General features: G+C 61.8%; 9 protein-coding genes and 1 pseudogene. 7 read left to right on the top strand and 3 right to left on the bottom strand.

The annotated features are described in order from the left end of the window. Positions 1-2: 2 nt before the first annotated feature. Positions 3-2,363, bottom strand: a complete 2,361-nt coding sequence (locus tag K6M89_RS17805; RefSeq protein ID WP_222140350.1) for a DNA translocase FtsK — start codon at positions 2,361-2,363, stop codon at positions 3-5. Between the two features lie 171 nt (positions 2,364-2,534). Next, the gene (polA, locus tag K6M89_RS17810) at positions 2,535-5,528 is read right to left on the bottom strand and encodes a DNA polymerase I (RefSeq protein ID WP_222140351.1); all 2,994 of its coding nucleotides are present in this window, start codon (positions 5,526-5,528) and stop codon (positions 2,535-2,537) included. A 441-nt stretch (positions 5,529-5,969) separates the two neighbouring features. Between polA and K6M89_RS17815 the strand changes: the two genes are divergently transcribed. Beyond that, entirely contained in the window at positions 5,970-6,386 is a 417-nt protein-coding gene (locus tag K6M89_RS17815) for a MarR family winged helix-turn-helix transcriptional regulator (RefSeq protein WP_004674042.1), read from the top strand. Positions 6,387-6,510: 124 nt separating this feature from the next. On the opposite strand, the gene K6M89_RS17820 is transcribed toward K6M89_RS17815, so the two are convergent. Continuing rightward, complete coding sequence (locus K6M89_RS17820; RefSeq protein ID WP_222140352.1) at positions 6,511-8,838, bottom strand: bifunctional diguanylate cyclase/phosphodiesterase; 2,328 nt, start codon at positions 8,836-8,838, stop codon at positions 6,511-6,513. 213 nt (positions 8,839-9,051) lie between these two features. Here K6M89_RS17820 and K6M89_RS17825 point away from each other — a divergent pair, with 213 nt between their 5' ends. From K6M89_RS17825 to dnaJ, 6 genes and pseudogenes are all read left to right on the top strand, one after another. Then, the gene (locus K6M89_RS17825) at positions 9,052-10,440 is read left to right on the top strand and encodes a dipeptidase (protein WP_097581293.1); all 1,389 of its coding nucleotides are present in this window, start codon (positions 9,052-9,054) and stop codon (positions 10,438-10,440) included. Positions 10,441-10,828: 388 nt separating this feature from the next. Continuing rightward, on the top strand, positions 10,829-11,518 hold the full coding sequence (locus K6M89_RS17830) for an SH3 domain-containing protein (RefSeq protein ID WP_222140353.1): 690 nt from the start codon (positions 10,829-10,831) through the stop codon (positions 11,516-11,518). A gap of 357 nt (positions 11,519-11,875) precedes the next feature. Beyond that, positions 11,876-12,110 (top strand): annotated as a pseudogene (locus K6M89_RS31105) (hypothetical protein). Between the two features lie 249 nt (positions 12,111-12,359). After that, positions 12,360-14,684 carry a transglycosylase domain-containing protein gene (locus tag K6M89_RS17835; protein WP_097581356.1) on the top strand — a complete coding sequence of 775 codons (2,325 nt, stop codon included), beginning with the start codon at positions 12,360-12,362 and terminating at the stop codon, positions 14,682-14,684. A gap of 338 nt (positions 14,685-15,022) precedes the next feature. Further along, positions 15,023-16,939 carry a molecular chaperone DnaK gene (dnaK, locus tag K6M89_RS17840; protein ID WP_097581291.1) on the top strand — a complete coding sequence of 639 codons (1,917 nt, stop codon included), beginning with the start codon at positions 15,023-15,025 and terminating at the stop codon, positions 16,937-16,939. Positions 16,940-17,024: 85 nt separating this feature from the next. Continuing rightward, positions 17,025-18,152 carry a molecular chaperone DnaJ gene (gene dnaJ / locus K6M89_RS17845; protein ID WP_038686104.1) on the top strand — a complete coding sequence of 376 codons (1,128 nt, stop codon included), beginning with the start codon at positions 17,025-17,027 and terminating at the stop codon, positions 18,150-18,152. Positions 18,153-18,607 lie beyond the last annotated feature (455 nt).

Here is an 18,607-nt window from a genome sequence, read left to right on the forward strand (position 1 = left end):
GATTAGTCGCCGTCACCCCGTCCCGATACGATCTCGCGCTTGCCGACGTGATTGGCCGGGCCGACGAGGCCTTCCTTTTCCATGCGTTCGACCAATGAGGCGGCGCGGTTATAGCCGATGCCGAGGCGGCGCTGGATGTAGGAGGTCGAGCACTTCTTGTCGCGCATGACGACCTTGACTGCCTGCTCGTAGAGCTCGTTGCCGTCCTCGGAGGCCATGGCGCTCTTGTCGAACACGGCGCCGGCCTCTTCCTCTTCCGGCTCTTCCTCTTCGTCGGCGGTAACGGTGTCGAGATATTCGGGGCGCCCTTGCGTTTTCAGATGGGCAACGACCTTTTCGACCTCGGCATCCGAAACGAAGGGACCGTGCACGCGGGCAATCCTGCCGCCGCCCTGCATGTGCAGCATGTCGCCCTGGCCGAGCAGCTGCTCGGCGCCCTGTTCGCCAAGAATGGTGCGGCTGTCGATCTTCGAGGTGACCTGGAAGGAAATACGGGTCGGGAAGTTCGCCTTGATCGTGCCGGTGATAACATCGACCGACGGGCGCTGCGTCGCCATGATCAGGTGAATACCGGCCGCACGCGCCATCTGCGCCAGACGCTGGATGGCGCCTTCGATCTCCTTGCCGGCGACCATCATCAGGTCGGCCATTTCGTCGACGATGACGACGATATAGGGCATCGGCGCGAGATCCAGCTCCTGCTGCTCCTCGACCGGCGCACCGGTTCCCCTGTCGAAGCCGGTCTGGACCATGATATGGATGGTCTCGCCCTTTTCGCGCGCCTGGGAGACGCGGCCATTATAGCCGTCGATGTTGCGTACGCCGAGGCGCGACATCTTGCGATAACGCTCCTCCATCTCGCGCACCGCCCATTTCAGCGCCATGACGGCCTTCTTCGGGTCGGTGACGACGGGGGTCAGCAGATGCGGGATGCCGTCATAGACCGAGAGCTCGAGCATCTTCGGGTCGACCATGATCAGCCGGCACTGTTCCGGCGTCATGCGGTAGAGCAGCGACAGGATCATCGTGTTGATGGCGACCGATTTGCCCGAGCCGGTGGTGCCGGCGACGAGCAGGTGCGGCATCTTCGCCAGCTCGGCGATGACAGGCTCGCCGCCGATGGTCTTGCCGAGGCCGAGCGCCAGCTTATAGCCGCTCTTGTCGAAATCCTGGCTCTCGATCATCTCGCGGAAATAGACAGTCTCACGGGTGACATTCGGCAGTTCGATGCCGATGACGTTGCGGCCGGGAACGACGGCGACGCGGGCCGAAAGCGCCGACATCGAGCGGGCGATATCGTCGGCGAGACCGATGACGCGCGATGACTTCACGCCGGGCGCCGGCTCGAATTCATAGAGGGTGACGACAGGGCCGGGGCGGACATGAATGATCTCGCCCTTGATGCCGAAATCCTCGAGCACGCTTTCCAGCAGGCCGGCATTCTGTTCCAGCGTCTCCTGCGACATGATCTCGCCAAGCCGTTCCGGCGGCTCCTGCAACAGGGCGCGCGGCGGGAACTCATAGCCGGATGCATCGACCTTTTCCGGTCTTGCCATCAGGCGCGGCGACGGCAGGACGGCGGCGACCGGAGGCGTCGACCGAGGCGCCGGCGCTGCCTGGGGCAACGCTGCAGCCTGGGGCAACGATATAGCCTGGGGCATCGGCGCGCTCTCGGGTGCCTGGGGCACGCCTCTGGGCGCCAACACAATCGGCTCCGGAGCACGAACCGGCTTTTGCAGGGGCATCGCGGCCGGCGGCCGCGGAGCTGCCGATGTGGGTCTTGCGGCCGGTGGCTGGATCGGGCGCGATGCGGCGGAAGCCGGTTTCGGCGCGCCTGGACGCCATTCCATGACGCGGAACAGGGCGGTGATCGATTCGGGCGTGGTCTCGATCTTCGGGACAACGATCGAGGGTATGCGGACCGGCTCGCCTTCTTCGAAGGCCATGACTTCCCAGAAGGCGAAATCGGAAATCGAAGCCAGTTCGGCGGCAGCGCGCAAGGCAGGCGCCTCCGCCCGGCCGGAGGCCGACGGCTGCGGCATCTCGATCATCGCAGCCGGTGCTGCGGCAAGCTCGCTCGGCTCCGGCAGATAGATGTCGAAAGGCACATCGACGGCGACCGGTTCTATCCGTATTGCATGCTGTTCGAGCTGCGGTTCGTCGCGAACGGGGTCGTTCGGCGGACGGCGCCGGCTGATCAGCGTTTCCGGGGTGCGCGTGAAGCGAACATTCGGCGCGAGCGAAAAGTTGCTCTGCCAGATCGGCGCCGCCGGCTTTTCACCGGGATTTTCCTCCACAAGCTCCGTTTCAAGCCCGCTGGAAAAATCTGCGGCATCCGTCAAATTGGTTCTGGGAAAACGCATGCGTCCGCTACTCACTCATGCCTAACAAATTACGACCCTACCGGGATAGAAAAGGAAGGTTAATAAGTTCCTTCCAGCCGGATCGTTCCGATACAGCTCCCAGAGGCAAACCGTCGCTATTTCAATGAGTTGTGTGAAACGGAAAAATCTTTTTCCGTTTTGGGGAGGCGCTCAATGCGCCTCGTCCCAATTGGTGGCGGCGCGGGCGTCGACGCGCAGCGGCACGCGCATTTCGAGCGCCGGCATGGTGGCGTTTTCCATGACCGAGACGATGATCGGCATCGCCTTTTCGACATCCTCATCCTCGACTTCGAAGATGAGTTCGTCGTGCACCTGCAAGAGCATGCGGACACGCTCGGCAAGACCGGCTTCAACAAGCGCCGGCTCCATCTTGATCATCGCCCGGCGGATGACGTCGGCGGCCGAGCCCTGGATCGGCGCGTTGATCGCGGCGCGCTCGTTGAAGGCGCGCACCGACGGATTGGACGAACGGATTTCGGGGTAGTTGATTCGCCGGCCGAAAATCGTCTCGACATAACCCTTGTCCCGCGCCATCGCCTTGCGGCTTTCCATATAGTCGCGGATGCCCGGGAAACGCTCGAAATATTTCTTGATATAGTCGCCGGCTTCCGACCGCTCGATCGAGAGCTGATTGGCGAGCCCGAAGGCCGAGATGCCGTAGATGATGCCGAAATTGATCGCCTTGGCGCGGCGTCGCACCTCGCCAGGCATGCCTTCGACCGGCACGCCGAACATTTCCGACGCCGTCATGGCGTGAATATCGACGCCATCCTCGAAGGCCTTGGTCAGCTGCGGGATCTCGGCCACATGGGCAAGCACGCGCAGTTCGATCTGGCTGTAATCGGCGGAAATCAGCTTGTGGCCCGGTGTCGAGATGAAAGCGGTGCGGATCTTGCGGCCTTCGGCGGTGCGCACCGGAATGTTCTGCAGGTTCGGCTCGGAGGAGGACAGGCGACCTGTCGTCGTCGAGGCCAGCGAGTAGGAGGTGTGGACCCGCTTTGTCTCCGGATGCACATAGCCGGGAAGCGCATCGGTGTAGGTCGATTTCAGCTTGGTGAGCTGGCGCCAGTCGACGATCTTGCGCGGCAGCTCGAAACCGGCGGCGGCGAGATCCTCGAGCACCGAGGCGGAGGTCGACCATTGCCCGGTCTTCGTCTTGCTGCCGCCGGCAAGACCCATCTTGCCGAACAGGATGTCGCCGAGCTGCTTCGGCGAGCCGATATTGAAGCGCTCGCCGGCCAGCGTATAGATCTCGTCCTCCAGCCGCGCCGCACCCTGGGCCAGCTCGCCGGACAGGCGCGACAGGATCTGCCGGTCGACGGTGATGCCGCGCGCTTCCATGCGCGCCAGCACCGGCAATAGCGGCCGCTCCAGCCGTTCATAAACGCTGGTCAGCCCGGCTGCCGCCAGCCGCGGCTTCAGCACCAGCCAGAGGCGCAGCGTCACGTCCGCGTCTTCGGCGGCATAATGGGTGGCGCGGTCGATATCGACCAGATCGAAGGTCACGTTCGCCCTGCCGCTGCCGGCCACGTCCTTGTACGGGATCGGCGTATGGCCGAGAAATTTTTCCGAGAGCGGGTCCATGCCATGGGCGCCGGTCCCGGCGTCGAGCACGTAGGAGATCAGCATCGTGTCGTCGAAACTCTTGGTCTCGATGCCATAACGCTTCATCAAGAGGTAATCGTATTTCAGGTTCTGGGCGACCTTGAGAACCGCAGCGTCCTCCAGCAGCGCCTTCAGCCGCGGCAGGGCATCGCGCATCGGGATCTGATTTTCGGCAAGGCCGCCGCCGAGCAGATCGCCGACGCCGTTCTTGTGGGCAAGCGGCACATAGGCGGCGCGGATCTTCGTGCCGGTGGGATCGGCGACATTGTCGGCGATCGCCATCGCAAAGCCGACGAGCTCGGCCTGCATCGCGTCAAGCGACGTCGTCTCGGTATCGAAGGCCATGAGGCCGGTGTCGCGCGCATCGGCGATCCATCGGTCGAGCGTCGCCAGATCGCGGATCGTCACATAGGTGGAATGATCGAAGGGCAGCGTCGCAAAGGCCTCGGCCCGCGCCTTGGCAAGATCGGCAGGTGAAAAGGCGCCTTCGACGCCAGCCTTCGCACGCGGCGGCACGGGCACGGATGGCCCCGAGACATCAGGAATGCCGCCGGCCACGGGCGCAGGCTCGGCCGCATCGAGATCGGGACCATGGGCGGCATCTCCCCATTCGATGCGGACGACCGCCGGTTCGATGGCGTTTGCATCACAATCGCAGACTTCGGCGACCCGTCGCGTCAGCGTCGTAAATTCCATCGTCTTGAGAAAGCCGATCAGCTTCGGGCCGTTCTGCGGCTCCAGCACCAGCGCGTCGAGATCGAGATCGAGCGGTACGTCGGTGCGCAGCCGCACGAGTTCGCGCGAAAGCTTTGCCATCTCGATATTGGCTAGAATGGTCTCGCGGCGCTTGACCTGCTTGATCTCGGTGGCGCGTTCGAGCAGCGTGTCGAGATCGCCGTATTCCTCAAGGAGCTGGGCCGCGGTTTTCGGGCCGATGCCGGGAATGCCGGGCACATTGTCGACGGAGTCGCCGGTCATTGCCTGCAGGTCGATCATCTTTTCCGGCGGCACGCCCCATTTCTCGAGGACATCGGGAATGCCGATCTGCTTGTCCTTCATGCTGTCATACATGTGGACATTTGCTGTGACGAGCTGCATCAAATCCTTGTCGGAGGAAACGATGGTGACGTCGGCGCCCGTTGCCTCGGCCTGGCGGGCATAGGTGGCGATGATGTCGTCGGCCTCGAAGCCTTCGGTCTCGATACAGGGCAAATTGAAGGCGCGGGTTGCCTCGCGGATTAGCCCGAATTGCGGGATGAGCTCTTCCGGCGGGGCCGACCGGTTTGCCTTGTAGGCGTCGTAGAGATCCTTGCGGAAAGTCTTGGCGGAATAATCGAAGATGACGGCAAGATGGGTCGGCGTTACCCCGACATCGGTATTGCGCGCATCCCTCAAAAGCTTCCACAGCATGTTGCAAAAACCGGAAACGGCGCCGACCGGCAGGCCGTCCGTCTTGCGCGTCAGCGGCGGCAATGCATGAAACGCCCGGAAGATGAAACCGGAACCGTCGACTAGGAAGAGGTGATCGCCTTTTTTCATGCGTGCATGGATAGCGCGGGCACGGAACGAGGTCCATATAAAGTTCGGCGCGCCAGGAGATTATGGCGTCGGGTTCAAGGATATATGCAGAAGGGATTCCTGCTCACCAAACTGTTACCGATTTGTAACGTGGCGTGACCCTTGAAAAACCACATTCGCAGTTACAAATTCATGTCACCGGCGCTTGATCGCGCCGCGGGTCTGATTACCGGCTTGTCCCCCGCCGCATCAGGCTTGGACAAAGGCCTTTATCCCCCTCTCCGGGCCTTTGTCCCCATTTTAAGGTCGCCATGGCCAACCTCCAGGTCATGGCGACTTTTGTTTTTCCAGCCCCTCGAAACGATGGGCGGAGCTTGCGTCTTTTTGGAGCGTCCTATGCGATTTGCTGCATTGTCTCCGGCATGGTTTTGAGCCTAACTTGCAATCATGGGATTTAACCGCATGGATTCGGGAGCTTACCTTGCCAGCCAGCTGGCGAAGGGTTTTGCCCGCTCGCTGCACCGGCGCGCGGTCGGGCTCGGTTTTTCCCCCGGTCAGTTTCCCATTCTGCTGGAACTCTGGGGCGAAGACGGCCTGACCCAGAAACAGCTGCTCGAGCGGGTCGATATCGAGCAGGCGACCATGGCCAATACGCTGTCGCGCATGGTCCGCGACGGGCTGATCGAACGTCGGCCGCATCCATCCGATAAGCGGGCGCAGCTGATCTTCCTGACGCCGAAGGCGCGTGCCATGGAAGCCGAGGCGATCGAAAGCGCGCGCGAGGCCGACCTCGCGCTGTTCAAGGGCTTTCGGACTTTCGAGCGCGAGCTGACGCTCGAATATATCCGCCGGCTGCTGGAAAACGCCAAGGCGCTCTGACCGGGTATTGCTCGCCGGCAAGACGGCTGGATCACCGCCACGTTATCGACGGATCGTCCTTTAGCCTTTTGTTTTGATGCATGGCGTTGTCCCAGAACCGATGCACACTTCCGGGCGACATGCATTAGGCTATCGAGGACAGGAGGGTCTCGCGGGCAGCGAGCTTGGTGCTCGGCTCGACATCCGGTCTGCCGAGCAAAAACCCCTGTACCTGCGCACAGCCTTCTTCGACGACGATCTGGCGCTGCGTCTCGGTTTCGACGCCCTCCGTCACGACAGGCATGCCGAGACTGTGACCGAGGCCGATGATCGCGCGCACGATCGAACGCGCCGCCGCGTCATGGTCCAGCATTCCGGTGAAGCTGCGGTCGACCTTGATCTTGTCGAAAGGGAAGGTTCGCAGGTTGGAAAGCGAGGAAAAACCGGTGCCGAAGTCGTCCATGACGATGTGAACACCCAGACTGCGCAGACGCTGCAGCGTGGCCATCACCCGGTCGCGATCACGGATGAGAGCGGCCTCGGTGATCTCGATTTCCAGCCGGCCGGGCGCAAGCCCGGTTTCCTTGAGGATCGCCTCGATCCGCTCGCATAGGTTTGGCAGCATGAACTGCACCGGCGAAACGTTGACGGCGATCCTCAGCGGAAGCGGCCAGCGCGCGGCCTCCTTGCAGGCCTGCTGCAGCACCCACTCGCCGAGCTGGACGATCGACCCGCTTTCCTCGGCGATCGGAATGAAGATATCCGGCTCGCTCAGGCCGTGGCCCGGCCGGTTCCAGCGCATCAGGGCCTCGTAACCGCTGATCTCGCCGCTCTGTGCATCGAGAACCGGCTGATAGCTGACATGGATCTGATTGCGGGTGATGGCGTGGCGCAGTTCGCTTTCGATCTGGCGGCGGGCTCGCGTGGCCTCGTCCATTTCCGCATTGAAGAAACAGGCCTTGCCGCGGCCGCCGTGCTTGACCCGATAAAGGGCGATATCGGCGTTGTTGCAGATCTCGTCTGCATCGCTTCCGTCGGTCGGATAAAGAGCGATGCCGAGGCTGACGCCGACGGCGGTCGGGTCGCGCGCCATATCCATCTCGGCGGCGAATTCGTCGAGGATCGCGGCTGCGAGCTTCTGCGCGGCCGCCGGTTGCTGTCCGGCGGATTGAATGATGGCAAATTCATCGCCGCCGAGACGGGCGATGGTATCGCGTTCATCGGCCACGCGACGCAGGATCGAGGCGACTTTGCAAAGAATGCGGTCGCCCTCGGCGTGGCCGAAAATATCGTTGACGGTCTTGAAGCGATCGAGATCGATATAGAAGAGGGCAACCTCGCTGTTCTTTCCCTTGGCCATCTGCAGCGCCTGGCGGATGCGCTTGTCGAACAACGACCGATTTGGAAGGTCGGTGAGAACATCGTGGTGGGCGAGGTGCTCGATCATCTCCTCGGCCTGCCTGCGCTCGGTGAGATCGCGCACCGCCAGCACGTCGCAGTGGTGCCCGCGATAGACGATCCTGCTGGTGTTCACTTCGACGGAGATCTCCCTGCCGTTCCTGGTGTTGAGCAGCGTCTCGCCCGGCCTGTTCTGTCCCTGGGTTAAGACCATGGAGGGCGCCTTGCCCAGGAGATCGGCAAGCTTCCAGCCGGAAAAGCCCTGAAAGCGTTCGTTGGCATCGATAATCCTGCCTTCCCGCAGGATCAGCAATCCTTCCTGCGACGCATTTGCCAGCCCCCTCAGATCCGTCAGGTGGCTTTCGACAAAGACCACGGCAATAGCGATCAGAATGAGAGCTGTGGCCGCCACCACGACGATCGCGGCCAGCAGGCTGGTGTCCAGCACCGTTGCCGGAACCTCTTTGCCGGGATCCGGCACGAGGGTGATGCTGGCCATTGAAATGAAGTGGAGTGCGCAGATCGCAAGGACGAAGGTGACCGACGAGGCGAGGAGCCGTCTCAGTCCCTTCAAGTGGAAGAAGGCGTGGAAGGCAATGCTCGACAGCAGCGCCCCCGCGAGTACCGCACTCAACGTCATGTACGGATCGTAGAGGATAACCGCCTGCGTCTCGATCGCCTGCATGCCGGTCAGGTGCATCGAGGCGATGCCGAGCGCCATCAGAACGCCGCCTTGGATGCGCGAAAACCTGCCCCGGCCCTGCGAAGCGACGAGGATTGCCGCCCACGAGCCGACCACCGACAAGAGGAAGGAAAGCGCCGTCAGGCCCAGCTGGTAGGTGATCGGCATGCCGCCGTCATAGGCCAGCATCGCGATGAAATGGGTTGCCCATACGCCGGTGCCGAAAGCGAAAGCCGACGCGCCGATCCAAAGCTTGCGGCGTCCCGCATCGCATTCCTGGGCGCGGGAAAGCGGCAGCATCGCTGCCATTGCCCCGATCAGGCAGACCACGGCCGCCGCGAGCACCAGCCGCCAATCGTGATTGTCGCGAATACAAGTAATGACCGAAAACATCTCGCCCCTCGCACAGCTGAATTCGGTCAAGTTAATTTGGTTGTACTAAATAACCGTAAATTGAATTAGGATGTTCTTCTATACTATCCGACAAATCTTCCCGACACCGGTCCAGATCTGGTCACTTCCGCCAGGCCCACTTTTGCTTTTTCCGCCTCGCCTGCCCTGCTGGTTTGGTCTATCGTCCGGCCGAATTTCAAAAAGGAGTCGAAAATGACGGATGTACAACAGGTGCTTGCACGCGCGGATCAGAACCTTTCCTCTAGTCTCGAAAAGCTGTTCGAGCTTCTGCGCATCCAGTCGATTTCCACCGATCCCGCCTTCAAGGCGGAATGCCGGAAAGCCGCCGAATGGCTGGTCGCCTATCTCCAGGGGATCGGCTTTTCCGCTTCGGTGCGTGACACGCCCGGCCATCCGATGGTGGTCGCCCACCATGCCGGGGCCTCCGCCGATGCGCCCCATGTACTATTCTACGGCCATTACGACGTGCAGCCGGTCGATCCGATCGAACTCTGGGAAAACGATCCCTTCGAGCCGTCGATCAAGGATATCGGCGAGGGACGCAAGATCCTGACCGGCCGCGGCACATCCGACGACAAGGGCCAGCTGATGACATTCGTCGAAGCCTGCCGCGCCTATAAGGAGATCAACGGCGCGCTTCCCTGCCGCATCACCATTCTCTTCGAAGGCGAGGAAGAATCGGGCTCACCGTCGCTGAAACCTTTTCTCGAAGCCAACGCCGCCGAATTGAAGGCCGACTATGCGCTTGTCTGCGATACCGGCATGTGGGACCGCGACACGCCGGCCATCGCCGCGGCGCTGCGCGGCCTCGTCGGCGAGGAGGTGGTCGTGACGGCCGCCGACCGCGATCTGCATTCCGGTCTGTTCGGAGGGGCGGCGGCAAATCCGATCCATATTCTCGTCGAGGCGCTTGCCGGGCTGCATGACGAGACCGGCCGCATCACGCTTGACGGCTTCTATGACGGCGTCGAGGAAACGCCCGACAACATCAAGGCGTCATGGGAGACGCTCGGTAAGAGCGCGGACAAATTCCTCGGCGAAGTCGGCCTTTCCATTCCCTCCGGCGAAAAGGGCCGGTCGGTGCTGGAACTGACCTGGGCGCGGCCGACCGCCGAAATCAACGGCATCTGGGGCGGATATACCGGCGAGGGCTTCAAGACGGTGATCGCCGCCAAGGCCTCGGCAAAGGTTTCGTTCCGGCTCGTCGGCACCCAGGATCCGACCGCCATCCGCGAGGCGTTCCGCAGCTATATCAGGTCGAAAATTCCGGCCGACTGCTCGGTCGAATTCCATCCGCATGGCGGCTCGCCGGCGATTCATCTCTCCTATGACTCGCCTCTGCTGACCAAGGCAAAGACCGCACTTTCCGATGAATGGCCGAAACCCGCCATCGTCATCGGCATGGGCGGCTCGATCCCGATCGTCGGCGATTTCCAGAAGATGCTCGGCATGGAATCGCTGCTCGTCGGCTTCGGCCTCAGCGACGACCGCATCCATTCGCCGAACGAAAAATACGAGCTTGTCTCCTATCACAAGGGCATCCGCTCCTGGGTACGGATTCTTCAGGCCCTTGCCGCCTGAGAGAGACTGGCGCGTCTCACGCAGCACAAAAATTTGCGACAACAAAAAGGCCGGTTCAAACCGGCCTTTCGTTATCCGCTCGTCTCAGTGCCAGTTCATCCGTGGTCAAGGAGCAAGCGGGATTGCCATGACACTGCCTTCTAAAGGTTAACGAGCGGTTAACGACACCTGCACAAGCGTCTTCGAATCGAGAACGCCATATCGCATCACAAAAATCCCCCTCGTTCAAGCTGCGTTCATCGTGACCTCAGTATAAGCCTTTGAAAGACAAGAAAAATGGTGACGCCTAACAAATGCCGGCGATCGCTCTATCTTTGCGCATATGGCATATGCCGCAAACAAACGCAGCCAAGCGCTGCTGAAAACACGCCAACCAGGAGTGAGAAGCGTGAAAAACCTCATCGTCAAGATCGCCGCGGCCGCGCTGCTTGTGCTGGCTCCGGCAATAGTACAGGCCGCCGAGGGCTACTCGACGGCGAATGTCAACATGCGTGCGGGACCAAGCACGCGCTATCCCGCTGTCGCAGTCATCCCCGCCGGCTCTTCGGTCGAAATCCGTGGATGTCTTTCCAACGTCAACTGGTGCGACGTCGAATTCTACGGCGGCCGCGGCTGGGTTTCCGGCCAGTATGTGCAGGCCGTCTACCAGCAACGCCGTGTCTATGTCGGCCCGCAATATTACCGTCCGCTGGGCATTCCGATGGTTACCTTCAGCGTCGGCAATTATTGGGACCGCTACTACCGCGGCCGCGATTTCTATCGCGAGCGTGACCGCTGGAGCCGCGGCCCGGACTATTATTACCGCGACCGCGACTACCGGGAGCGGGATTACCGGCCGCGGGAGTATCGGGATCGGGATTATCAGGTCCGCGAATACCGGGATCGTGACCGGGACCGACGCGACGACGTCCGACGGGAGGAACGCCGCAGAGAGGTCCGCAGGGATGACGACAACAGGAGTTCGGATTTCCGTGATCTGCCGCAGTTCAGGGGCGGAAAGGCCGATACCTACAACCGCCCGGATCCCAGGGCTTCGCCCTTTGTCTGCCGCCCGGGCGATCCGTCCTGCGACAACTGAAATATCGAGGGCGGCAGCAATGCCGCCCTTTCTGCATGGACGGGTTCAATGCGACAGCAGTGTCAGAAAAAGCCCGGCGCTCCTTGGGGGGATGCACCGGGCCTGATGTCGATCGGCCGCGTTGAGGGGAGACGGCCGATCTAGGCGGGACTTGAGGGGGTGTCCCGCTGCTCAATAAACAATCGTCGAGCCTATTGGTTCCATCCTGCGCATAATTCCTTAAATCAGAAATCGCATTTGATCGATGCAACGACAATTTGCTGTGAGCGCAGCCTGCCGCTCTTGTTTCCCGGGTTGCTTATAGCAATTTCGCGGAATTGCGGATCGATTTCTGATCCATTCGAGGCTGGAACCCTGATGACGCAAGATATACCTGGCTGTCTTAGGGCTGTTCGGCCCTCGGTCGGCCGCCACGGGCGTTGCCGTTTGGCATAAATACAATCCCATCCTTCCAGGACACCTGACTGATGGGGCCAGCCTCAACCCCTCTGGCCAGATCTGGCGACGCTTTCATCTCGGCGAGTGGGAATATAAGCAGGATCCGGAAACGCCCGACGATTACGAAGCCGCCAATATTGAAGAGACGATTTAACCGGCGGCAGCGCGACATCGTGTTTGCCGCCCTTTAACACCCCGTTAAATCGCCGCAATTAAAGTTCAACCGGATGATCGCGTCGCCCGCTGCGTCGATCCTTGGACCGGAATCGGTTAAAGGTAAAATCACGCAGCCCTTCAAAGTGCTACAGCGTTCTTTGCGCGTCCGGAAGGACACGCAGCGCTGCAGGGGCGCCGTTATGCGAAGCAGGCTTCGCGATCGAACAGGGGATGCGACCGGTCGGCGATGGCAGGCAGAGGCAGATCAAGCGACAGAATTGAACCGTCCTTCAGCGGCCGCCCGGCCCGCGACGATGACGAATTTTCGCTCGACGCCGATGATCGCGTCGTCGGCAGCAGACCGGCGCGGCGCGGCGGTTCCAGACCTCCACCGCAGCGTGCCGCCCGCCAACGGCGGCGCGAGCCGCGCGAGCGTGAAGGCGGCGGCTTTTTCGGCTTTCTGCGCCGTGTGGTCTACTGGTGCGTCGTGCTTTTCATCTGGGCCGGCATCGGCGTTGCCGGGCTTGTGGTCTATTATGGCTCGCGCATGCCGAGCGCCAGCACATGGGCGATTCCCGAGCGGCCGCCGAACGTCAAGATCACCGCCGTCGACGGCAGCGTCATTGCCAATCGCGGCGCCACCGGCGGCGAGGCGTTGTCGCTCGAAAACATGTCGCCCTATATTCCCGAGGCCGTCATCGCCATCGAAGACCGGCGTTTTTATTCGCATTTCGGCGTCGATCCGCTCGGCCTCGGTCGGGCGATCGTCACCAATTTCACGGCCGGCCACATGGTCCAGGGCGGCTCGACGCTGACGCAGCAGCTTGCCAAGAACCTCTTCCTCTCTCCCGAGAGAACGCTGGAGCGCAAGGTGCAGGAGGTACTGCTCGCCTTCTGGCTGGAGCAGAAATACACCAAGGACCAGATTCTTGCGATGTATCTCAACCGGGTGTTCTTCGGATCGAACGCCTATGGCGTCGAGGCGGCGTCACGCCGCTACTTCAATAAATCGGCGCGCGACGTGAACCTCGGCGAAGCGGCCGTGCTGGCGGGCCTCCTCAAGGCGCCGTCGCGGCTTTCGCCGGCCCGCGACGCCGAAGCTGCGAATGCGCGCGCCCAGCTCGTGCTCGCCGCGATGCGCGAACAGGGTTTCATCACCGATTCCGAGGTCAAGACCGCGATGTCGCAGACCCCGGCTTCGGCCAAGAGTTACTGGTCGGGCGCCGGGCACTATGTCGCCGACATGGTGATGGATGAACTGCCGGGCCTGATCGGCGACGTCAAGGAAGACGTCATCGTCGATACGACCATCGACAAGTCACTGGAAAAAAAGGCCGAGCAATCACTGGTCGATGTGCTCGACAAGGAAGGCGACAAGCTGGACGCCTCGCAGGCAGCACTCGTCTCGATCGACGGCACCGGCGCAATCCGGGCGCTGGTCGGCGGCAGGGACTATGCAACGAGCCAGTTCAACCGCGCCGTCAAGGCCAAACGCCAGCCGGGCTCCTCGTTCAAGCCTTTCGTCTATGCCGCAGCGCTGGAAAAGGGGCTGACGCCCTTTTCCGTTTTCAACGACGCGCCGATCCGCATCGGCGACTGGACGCCGGAGAATTACGAGAAAAAATACAATGGCGAAGTGACGCTTGCCACCGCGCTTTCCAAGTCGCTGAACACGGTTGCCGCGCAGCTGGTGATGTATGACGGGCCCGACCAGGTGATCAAGCTTGCCCACCGGCTCGGCATCGAAAGCGAGCTGCAGCCGAACGCCTCGATTGCGCTCGGCACGTCGGAAGTGTCGCTGATGGAACTCACCGCCTCCTATGCCGCCTTCATGAACGGCGGCTACAAGGCGACGCCGCATGTCATCCGCCGGGTGACGACCGCAGACGGCAAGGTTCTTTACGAAAATACCTATGACAGCCCGCCGCGTGTGCTGTCCGAACAGATCGCCGCGCAGATGGATGCGATGATGATGGGCGTCATCGACAACGGCACCGGCAAGAGCGCCAAGATTCCCGGCTGGCAGGCGGCGGGAAAGACCGGCACGACACAGAATTCGCGAGACGCGCTCTTCGTCGGCTTCACCAGTAACCTCACGACAGGCGTCTGGTTCGGCAATGACGACGGCAAGCCGATGAAGAAGGTGACGGGCGGCGGCCTGCCGGCCAAGGCCTGGAAGGAATTCATGATCGCCGCCCACAAGGGCCTTTCGCCGGCGCCGCTCTTCGGCAACGGCCAGCTGATCGGCGATCCCGACGGCCAGCCGATGGCGCAGACGGCGCCGGACGGTGGGCAGCCGGTCACCGCCGAGGTGCCGCCGCCCACGACGATCGGCGGCATTATTTCCGGCGTCTTCGGCGGCAACGAGAATGCCAACCGCTATCCGCAGGCGCCTGTCCGGCCGCCGACGGCAACATCCGGAAATGGTCCGATTCCGCCTGCCGACGTTGCCGAAGGTAATGGCGGCGGGTACGGAAACGTGGTGCCGCCCGGCGATGTCGGGGCGCCGCAGACGACCTCCTCCGTGCAGCCGCGACGCACCACCCTGCTCGATCTGATCATGGGCCAGTGAGAACCTTGCGGCATGCCCGGCGCAAGCCCGATCCCTTAAAGTGGAGCGCGTTCTTTCGGGCGCAAAACCGCTGTACATTCTGCGGGACCAACTCAGAGATCAGCCGCTTTCCTGATATGGACGGGCCGCTTTCCCGGCTAACGTCAAAATTGGAGGCAACACATTCGTTTTGCTGGATTCCGGGCGATTTCCCGCCTTGCAGTCCAGAAAACCGCTCCTTATATACGCCGCATCACCGCAATCACGATTGCGTAATCTTAAGTAGACCCATCCCGTAAGGGGCTGTCAGGGAAATGCCTTCTGGGGGTTCCGACAGCTTGCTTCAAGGAGAGAATGACATGGCAAAAGTAATTGGTATCGACCTTGGAACGACGAATTCCTGCGTCGCAGTCATGGACGGCAAGGACGCGAAGGTTATCGAAAATGCGGAAGGTGCGCGCACGACCCCTTCCATGGTGGCTTTTTCCGATGACGGCGAGCGCCTCGTCGGCCAGCCGGCCAAGCGCCAGGCGGTCACCAACCCGACGAACACGCTCTTTGCGGTGAAGCGCCTGATCGGCCGCCGCTACGAAGATCCGACCGTCGAGAAGGACAAGCATCTCGTTCCCTTCAGCATCGTCAAGGGCGACAATGGCGACGCCTGGGTCGAAGCCAATGGCAAGGGCTACTCGCCCGCACAGATTTCCGCGATGATCCTTCAGAAGATGAAGGAAACTGCCGAATCCTATCTCGGGGAAAAGGTCGAGAAGGCGGTCATCACCGTTCCGGCCTATTTCAACGACGCGCAGCGCCAGGCAACCAAGGATGCCGGCAAGATCGCCGGTCTTGAAGTGCTGCGCATCATCAACGAGCCGACCGCTGCCGCTCTCGCCTACGGCCTCGACAAAAAAGAAGGCAAGACGATTGCCGTTTACGACCTTGGCGGCGGCACCTTCGATATTTCGATCCTCGAGATCGGCGACGGCGTGTTCGAAGTGAAGTCCACCAACGGCGATACCTTCCTCGGCGGTGAAGACTTCGACATGCGTCTCGTCGAATATCTCGTTGCCGAGTTCAAGAAGGACAACGGCATCGACCTGAAGAACGACAAGCTTGCCCTGCAGCGCCTCAAGGAAGCCGCGGAAAAGGCAAAGATCGAGCTGTCCTCCTCGCAGCAGACCGAAATCAACCTGCCGTTCATCACCGCTGACGCCTCCGGCCCGAAGCACCTGACGCTGAAGCTGACCCGCGCCAAGCTCGAAAGCCTGGTCGATGATCTCGTCCAGCGCACGATCGCGCCGTGCAAGGCCGCTCTCAAGGATGCCGGCGTCACCGCTGCCGAAATCGACGAAGTCGTTCTCGTCGGCGGCATGAGCCGCATGCCGAAGGTGCAGGAAGTCGTCAAGCAGCTGTTCGGCAAGGAGCCGCACAAGGGCGTCAACCCGGATGAAGTCGTCGCTCTCGGCGCCGCCATCCAGGCCGGCGTTCTCCAGGGCGACGTCAAGGACGTCCTGCTGCTCGACGTCACCCCGCTGTCGCTCGGCATCGAAACGCTCGGCGGCGTCTTCACCCGCCTGATCGAGCGCAACACGACGATCCCGACGAAGAAGAGCCAGACCTTCTCGACCGCCGAAGACAACCAGCAGGCCGTCACCATCCGCGTTTCGCAGGGCGAGCGCGAAATGGCTGCCGACAACAAGCTGCTCGGCCAGTTCGACCTCGTCGGCCTGCCGCCGTCGCCGCGCGGCGTGCCGCAGATCGAAGTGACCTTCGACATCGACGCCAACGGCATCGTCCAGGTCTCGGCCAAGGACAAGGGCACCGGCAAGGAACAGCAGATCCGCATCCAGGCTTCCGGCGGCCTCTCCGACGCCGACATCGAGAAGATGGTCAAGGATGCCGAGTCGCACGCGGCCGAAGACAAGAAGCGCCGCGAGGCCGTAGAAGCCAAGAACCAGGCCGAAAGCCTGATCCACTCGACGGAAAAGTCGCTGAAGGATTACGGCGACAAGGTCTCCGAAACCGACCGTACCGCGATTTCGGATGCGATCGCCGCGCTGAAGACGGCATCGGAAGCCTCCGAACCGGATGCTGACGACATCAAGGCCAAGACCCAGACGCTGATGGAAGTGTCGATGAAGCTCGGCCAGGCGATTTATGAAGCACAGCAGGCCGAAGGCGGCGCTGCTGCCGATGCCTCCGCGGAAGGCGGCGACAATGTCGTCGACGCCGACTACGAGGAAATCAAGGACGACGACCGCAAGAAGTCCGCGTAATTCGCGGCGGCGTGGTAATGCTTCAACACCTGATCCGGCTGCTCACCATGGCAGCCGGAAATCCATTTCCGGGGTTTAATCCTTAATGGCAAAAGCGGACTTTTACGAAACTCTGGGTGTAGCCAAGTCGGCGGACGAGAAAGAGCTGAAGAGCGCCTTCCGAAAGCTGGCGATGAAATACCATCCGGACAAGAACCCGGATGACAAGGACGCCGAACGGAAGTTCAAGGAAATCAACGAAGCCTACGAGATGCTCAAGGATCCGCAGAAGCGGGCAGCCTATGATCGTTACGGCCATGCGGCCTTCGAGCACGGCGGCATGGGCGGCGGTGGCGGCGGTTTTGCCGGCGGCGGCTTCTCAGACATTTTCGAGGATATTTTCGGCGAGATGATGGGTGGCGGACGGGCGCGCCAGCGCTCATCGGGTGGCCGCGAGCGCGGCGCCGATCTTCGCTACAATATGGAAATAACGCTGGAGGAGGCTTTCTCCGGCAAGACGGCGCAGATTCGCGTTCCCACCTCGATCACCTGCGACGTCTGTTCGGGATCGGGCGCCAAGCCCGGCACGCAGCCGAAGAATTGCGGCACTTGCCAGGGGTCGGGTCGCGTGCGCGCGGCACAGGGCTTCTTCTCTATCGAGCGGACTTGCCCGACCTGCCACGGCCGCGGCCAGATCATTCCCGATCCCTGCCAGAAGTGCCACGGCCAGGGCCGGGTAACCGAAGAACGTTCGCTCTCGGTCAATATCCCTGCCGGCATCGAGGACGGCACGCGCATCCGCCTGCAGGGCGAGGGCGAAGCTGGGGCCCGCGGCGGACCGGCGGGCGACCTCTATATTTTCCTGTCGGTGAAGCCGCATGAATTCTACCAGCGCGACGGAGCCGATCTCTATTGCGCGGTCCCGATCTCGATGACGACGGCGGCGCTCGGCGGAACCTTCGACGTGGCAACGCTCGACGGCACCAAATCGCGGGTGACCGTGCCGGAGGGCACGCAGGCCGGCAAACAGTTCCGCCTCAAGAGCAAGGGCATGCCGGTGCTGCGGTCGGCGCAGACGGGCGACCTCTACATCCAGATCCAGATCGAGACGCCGCAGAAGCTGACCAAGCGCCAGCGCGAGCTGCTGCAGGAATTCGAGCAGATTTCCTCCAAGGAGAACAATCCGGAATCGACGGGCTTCTTTGCCCGAATGAAGGAATTCTTCGAAGGTTAGAGCCTTTCCTGGTTAGATTGAAGCATTCTGTTGGCTCAAACGGAGTCGGATGGTCGACCGGCCGGCGCGCGTCGTAGCCCGGCTCTGCGGCCAAGCCGGCCGGTCGATCAGGCGGCCCGTTTCAGCCAACCCTCCCGCAGATTTGCCAGGCAAATCTGCAAGACTCAAAAGCGCCGGGCGCACTTACCGCTTCGCCATAGCGAAGCGGTGCGGCCGGTGGGCCGGGCATCTTTTCGTCAGGATCAGAGGCGATCGGCTCGGACGTACCAAGGGGTATGCCCATCGCCAATCGCCTCTGCCCTGACGAAAACCTGCTCCGGCAGAATGCTTCAATCTAACCAGGAAAGGCTCTAAGCTGCGACCGGAATTGCCGTTTCGAAAGCCGGGGCACGGAAACGTCCCCGGCTTTTTCGTCATGACGACCCGTTTTGGCACATTCGGATAGCGCGCCGGGC

Source organism: Rhizobium croatiense (assembly GCF_019793465.1).
Lineage (GTDB): Bacteria > Pseudomonadota > Alphaproteobacteria > Rhizobiales > Rhizobiaceae > Rhizobium > Rhizobium croatiense.

What these genes read in the sequence shown, in the direction of transcription:
- dnaK (WP_097581291.1), top strand. Translation starts at nt 15,023, where the DNA reads ATGGCAAAAGTAATTGGTATCGACCTTGGAACGACGAATTCCTGCGTC.
- K6M89_RS17815 (WP_004674042.1), top strand. Translation starts at nt 5,970, where the DNA reads ATGGATTCGGGAGCTTACCTTGCCAGCCAGCTGGCGAAGGGTTTTGCC.
- K6M89_RS17825 (WP_097581293.1), top strand. Translation starts at nt 9,052, where the DNA reads ATGACGGATGTACAACAGGTGCTTGCACGCGCGGATCAGAACCTTTCC.
- polA (WP_222140351.1), bottom strand. Translation starts at nt 5,528, where the DNA reads ATGAAAAAAGGCGATCACCTCTTCCTAGTCGACGGTTCCGGTTTCATC.
- K6M89_RS17835 (WP_097581356.1), top strand. Translation starts at nt 12,360, where the DNA reads ATGGCAGGCAGAGGCAGATCAAGCGACAGAATTGAACCGTCCTTCAGC.
- dnaJ (WP_038686104.1), top strand. Translation starts at nt 17,025, where the DNA reads ATGGCAAAAGCGGACTTTTACGAAACTCTGGGTGTAGCCAAGTCGGCG.
- K6M89_RS17820 (WP_222140352.1), bottom strand. Translation starts at nt 8,838, where the DNA reads ATGTTTTCGGTCATTACTTGTATTCGCGACAATCACGATTGGCGGCTG.
- K6M89_RS17805 (WP_222140350.1), bottom strand. Translation starts at nt 2,363, where the DNA reads ATGCGTTTTCCCAGAACCAATTTGACGGATGCCGCAGATTTTTCCAGC.